4 protein-coding genes are annotated in these 3,991 nt (G+C 72.5%); 1 reads left to right on the top strand and 3 read right to left on the bottom strand.

All coding sequences use genetic code 11. The features are described from left to right. The coding region (gene hutU / locus ABDW35_RS33440) for a urocanate hydratase (RefSeq protein ID WP_343718169.1) at positions 1-1,096 on the bottom strand (1,096 nt) is incomplete at its 3' end. A gap of 109 nt (positions 1,097-1,205) precedes the next feature. Between hutU and hutC the strand changes: the two genes are divergently transcribed. Next, entirely contained in the window at positions 1,206-1,940 is a 735-nt protein-coding gene (gene hutC / locus ABDW35_RS33435; protein ID WP_343718168.1) for a histidine utilization repressor, read from the top strand. Here the strand turns inward: hutC and ABDW35_RS33430 are convergent. Then, positions 1,915-2,814 carry a 4-hydroxy-tetrahydrodipicolinate synthase gene (locus tag ABDW35_RS33430; protein ID WP_343718167.1) on the bottom strand — a complete coding sequence of 300 codons (900 nt, stop codon included), beginning with the start codon at positions 2,812-2,814 and terminating at the stop codon, positions 1,915-1,917. The genes hutC and ABDW35_RS33430 overlap by 26 nt on opposite strands. A gap of 210 nt (positions 2,815-3,024) precedes the next feature. Next, on the bottom strand, positions 3,025-3,991 hold a 967-nt coding region (locus ABDW35_RS33425; protein WP_343718166.1), incomplete at its 5' end, for an aromatic amino acid lyase.

Genomic DNA, 3,991 nt, shown 5'->3' with positions numbered 1-3,991 from the left:
AGCGGAACGGGCCGATGCCGCGGCAGAACAGCGGGCGGATGTAGGCCGGCACGAAGCCGGGGAAGTCGAAGGCGTTCTCGACGCCGACATCCTGCGCCATCTGGCGGATGTTGTTGCCGTAGTCGAGGGTCGGGATGCCCATGGCGTGGAAGTCCAGCATCGCCCGGACATGGGCGGCCATGCTCTCCTTCGCCGCGCGGACAACGCCCTCGGGATCGGTCTGGCGGCGGGTCTCGGCCTCGGCCCAGCTCCAGCCCGCCGGCAGATAGCCGTTCAGCGGGTCATGCGCCGAGGTCTGGTCGGTCACCGCGTCCGGGCGCCAGGACGGGTCGGCCTTGGCGCGGCGTACGATCTCCGGGAAGATCTCGGCGGCGTTGCCCAGCAGGCCGACCGAGACGGCGCGTCCCTGGGCCTTCGCCTCGTTCACGATCGCCATCGCCTCGTCCAGCGTCTCGGCCTTGCGGTCGACATAGCGGGTGGCCAGGCGGCGCTCGATCCGGCTGGCCTGGCACTCGACCGCGATCATCGAGGCGCCGGCCATGGTCGCGGCCAGGGTCTGGGCGCCGCCCATGCCGCCGAGGCCGCCGGTCAGGATCCAGCGGCCCTTCAGGTCGCCATTGTAGTGCTGGCGGCCGACCTCGGCGAAGGTCTCGTAGGTGCCCTGGACGATGCCCTGGCTGCCGATATAGATCCAGGAGCCGGCCGTCATCTGGCCGTACATCATCAGGCCCTTTGCCTCGAGCTCGCGGAAATGCTCCCAGGTGGCCCAGTGCGGCACCAGGTTGGAGTTGGCGATCAGGACGCGGGGCGCGTCGGTGTGGGTGCGGAACACGCCGACCGGCTTGCCGGACTGCACCAGCAGCGTCTCGTCCGGCGCCAGGTCCTTCAGGCTCCGGACGATGGTGTCGAAGGACTGCCAGTTGCGAGCCGCCTTGCCGATGCCGCCATAGACCACCAGCTCGTCCGGATTCTCGGCCACGTCGGGGTCGAGGTTGTTCATCAGCATCCGCATGGCGGCTTCGGTCTGCCAGGTCCGGCAGCTCAGCTCCGGCCCGTGCGGCGCCCGGATGACGCGGCGGTTGGTGGCGGTCGTCACGGCAAGGCCTCCCTCTTGGCTGAATTGGTATAGGGTTGTATATACAAGTGGCGCGATGACGACAAGGGCCTCATGATGAGGCCGGGAACCGTGTGATGGACGCCTACCGATGACGCTGCTGCTCGACGAGCCGCTGCCGCTGTACCGCAAGGTCAAGGCCATGATCCTGCGCTCGATCGAGACCGGGGAGTGGCCGGAGAACGGGCGCGTGCCGTCGGAGAACGAGCTGGTGAAGTCGCTCGGCATCAGCCGGATGACGATCCACCGGGCGCTGCGCGAGCTGACCGAGGCCGGGGTGCTGGTGCGGGTGCAGGGCGTCGGCACCTTCGTCGCCGGGGCCAAGCCCGAGGCGCCGCTGATGGAGATCCGCAGCATCGCCGACGACGTCCGCGCCCGCGGCCACGCCCACAGCGCCACCGTGGTCCTGCTGCGGTCCGAAGCCGCGACGGTCGAGACGGCGGCGCGGCTGGAGGTGGCGGAGGGCACCGCCCTCGCCCATTCGATCCTGATCCATCACGAGGACGGTGTGCCGATCCTGCTGGAGGACCGGCTGGTGCGGCTCGATGCGGCGCCGCATTACCTGGCGCAGGATTTCACCCGGATCACGCCGCACGACTATCTGATGCAGGCGGCGCCGATGCCCGACGGCGAGCATGTGGTCGAGGCGGTGCTGGCCGAGCCGTGGGAGCGCGAGCATCTCAGGATCGGCCGGCACGAGCCCTGCCTCTTGATCCATCGCCGCACCTGGGCGGCGGGCCGGCTGGTCAGCGTGGCCCGCCTGCTGTTCCCCGGCTCGCGCTACCGCATCGGCGGGCGCTTCACCAGCCGGCCGGCGCCGGGCTGAGCGCCCGCCGCTCGATCTCGCGGTCGAGCCGGGCGGCGAGGGCGTCGCTGACCCCGGTCATCGGCAGCCGGACCTCCGGGCTGTCGATCAGGCCGGTGCGCCAAAGCCAGTGCTTGATCGGCGCCGGGCTCGGCTCGGCGAACAGCAGCCGCGGCAGCTCCGACAGGTCCCGCCAGGCGGCGAGGGCGCCGGGCTGGTCGCCGGCCAGGAGCCGGGTGCGGATCGCGGCGAAGGAAGCGGTCTCGACATGGGCCGAGGCCAGGATGCCGCCATCGGCGCCTTGGGTCAGGGCGGTGTAGAACAGCGCGTCCTCGCCGGTCAGCACCGAGAAGCCGGCCGGCCGGTCGCGCAGCAGCTCGAAGGACTGGCGGGCATCGGCGCAGCAATCCTTGACCCCGGCGATGTTCGGCCGCTCGGCCAGCCGCAGCATCGCCTCGTTGCCCAGGTTGACGCCGGTCCGGTAGGGGATGTTGTAGATCAGGATCGGCCGGTCGGTCGCGTCGGCCAAAGCGGCGAAGTGGCGCTCCAGCCCTTCCTGCGACGGGCGGACATAGTAGGGGCAGGCGATCAGGTATCCCTGGATCGGCCAGGCGGCGGTGCGGTCGAGCTCCTTCACCAGCTTGCGCGTGTCGCTGCCGGACAGGCCGAGATACAGCGGCCGCGTCCACTCCTCGGCCGCGATCGCGACCAGGCGCTCGGTCTCCGCGGCGTCGAGCGTCATGCCCTCGCCGGTGGTGGCGGCGAGGATCAGGCCGTCGACCGGGCCGGCGGCGTAATGCCGGAGCAGCCGGCGCAGTGAGGCCTCGTCGAGCGCGCCGTCGCGGAACGGGGTGATCAGCGGCAGCCAGAGGCCGGTCGGGGCGGGGAGGGGCATGGTTCGTCTCCTGGGTGGGGCCGGAGACGGGGAGGGCGCAGAGACGACAAGACCCCGTCCGAACCGGCGGGGTCTGGTGGATCCTGGCGCGCGCGGCGGGTTACCGCGGGCAGCGATCTCCGGTCCCCGCAAGCGGGGCCTTTTTGGCTTTCGCGACGAGGGTGCGGCCGGAGATCATGGCCGGACAGTCGCCCGCCGCCGGCGCGGCTGTCAAGTCGGCATCTCCCAGGTCCTGAGCCAGGCCTCGACCGGGCCGAGGTCGAAGGGCGCCTCGCCCTCGCGGCCGATCGGCAGGAGGGGCCGGATCGCCCGCCAGGGATCGCGCAGGCCCTGGCCCAGCCCGTCCGCCGGCAGGTCGCGGCGGGCGATCGCCCAGGCGGCGACCGCGGCCTCCACCGCCACCGCGGTCCAGGCGGCGTCGAGCTGGCGCTCGGTCTCCTCGACCGCGAAGGGCGCCATGCCGCCGACATCCTCGACCCCGTCGCAGACCTGGCCGCGATACTGCAGCGACACCGGCTGGGCGGCGATGCGGGCGGCGGCGACCTTGGCCGCGGCGATGTGACCGAGATTGAGGAACTGCACCCCGCCGGCCGCGCCGGCCTCGGCCGCCAGCCCGGCGGGCAGGCCGCTGAAGGACGGCCATTGCAGCTTGTGCACCCGCTCGCCCGAGGCCTCGATGGCCTTGCCGAGCGCCAGGCGCAGCGCGTCCAGCGCCACCGCCAGCAGCGTCGTCTCCATGCTGCCATGCGACACCGCGGCGCCGGTGGCGCGGTCGATCAGCGGGTTGTCGGCGACGGCGTTCAGTGCGCCCTCCCATGCCTCCCACGCCCAGGCCAGGGCGGTGCGGGCGGCGCCGTGGATCTGCGGCGCGCAGCGGAAGCTCAACGGGTCCTGCAGCAGGCGCGGGACGCCGGGCTGCCAGAGAGTGCTGTCCGCCAGCAGCCTGCGCCGCGCCTGGCCCGAGGCGGCGTGGCCGGCCTGGGGATGGGCGCGCTCCACCGGCTCCGACCAGGCGCCGGGATTGCCGCGGAAGCCTTCCAGCGCCAGCGCGGCGGCGAGGTCGAGCGCGTCGAGCAGCCGCTTCGCCTCGGCCAAAGCCAGGGCGCCGGCGGCGAGGGTGAGGGCGTTGCTGTTCAGCAGCGACATCGCCTCCTTCGCCGCCAGCCCGTCGAGCGGC

This window comes from Inquilinus sp. (assembly GCF_039594555.1).
In the GTDB taxonomy this organism is placed as follows: Bacteria; Pseudomonadota; Alphaproteobacteria; order DSM-16000; family Inquilinaceae; genus Inquilinus.
The sequence above is the reverse complement of the archived record's forward strand: the minus strand, read 5'-3'. Positions and strand labels throughout refer to the sequence as shown.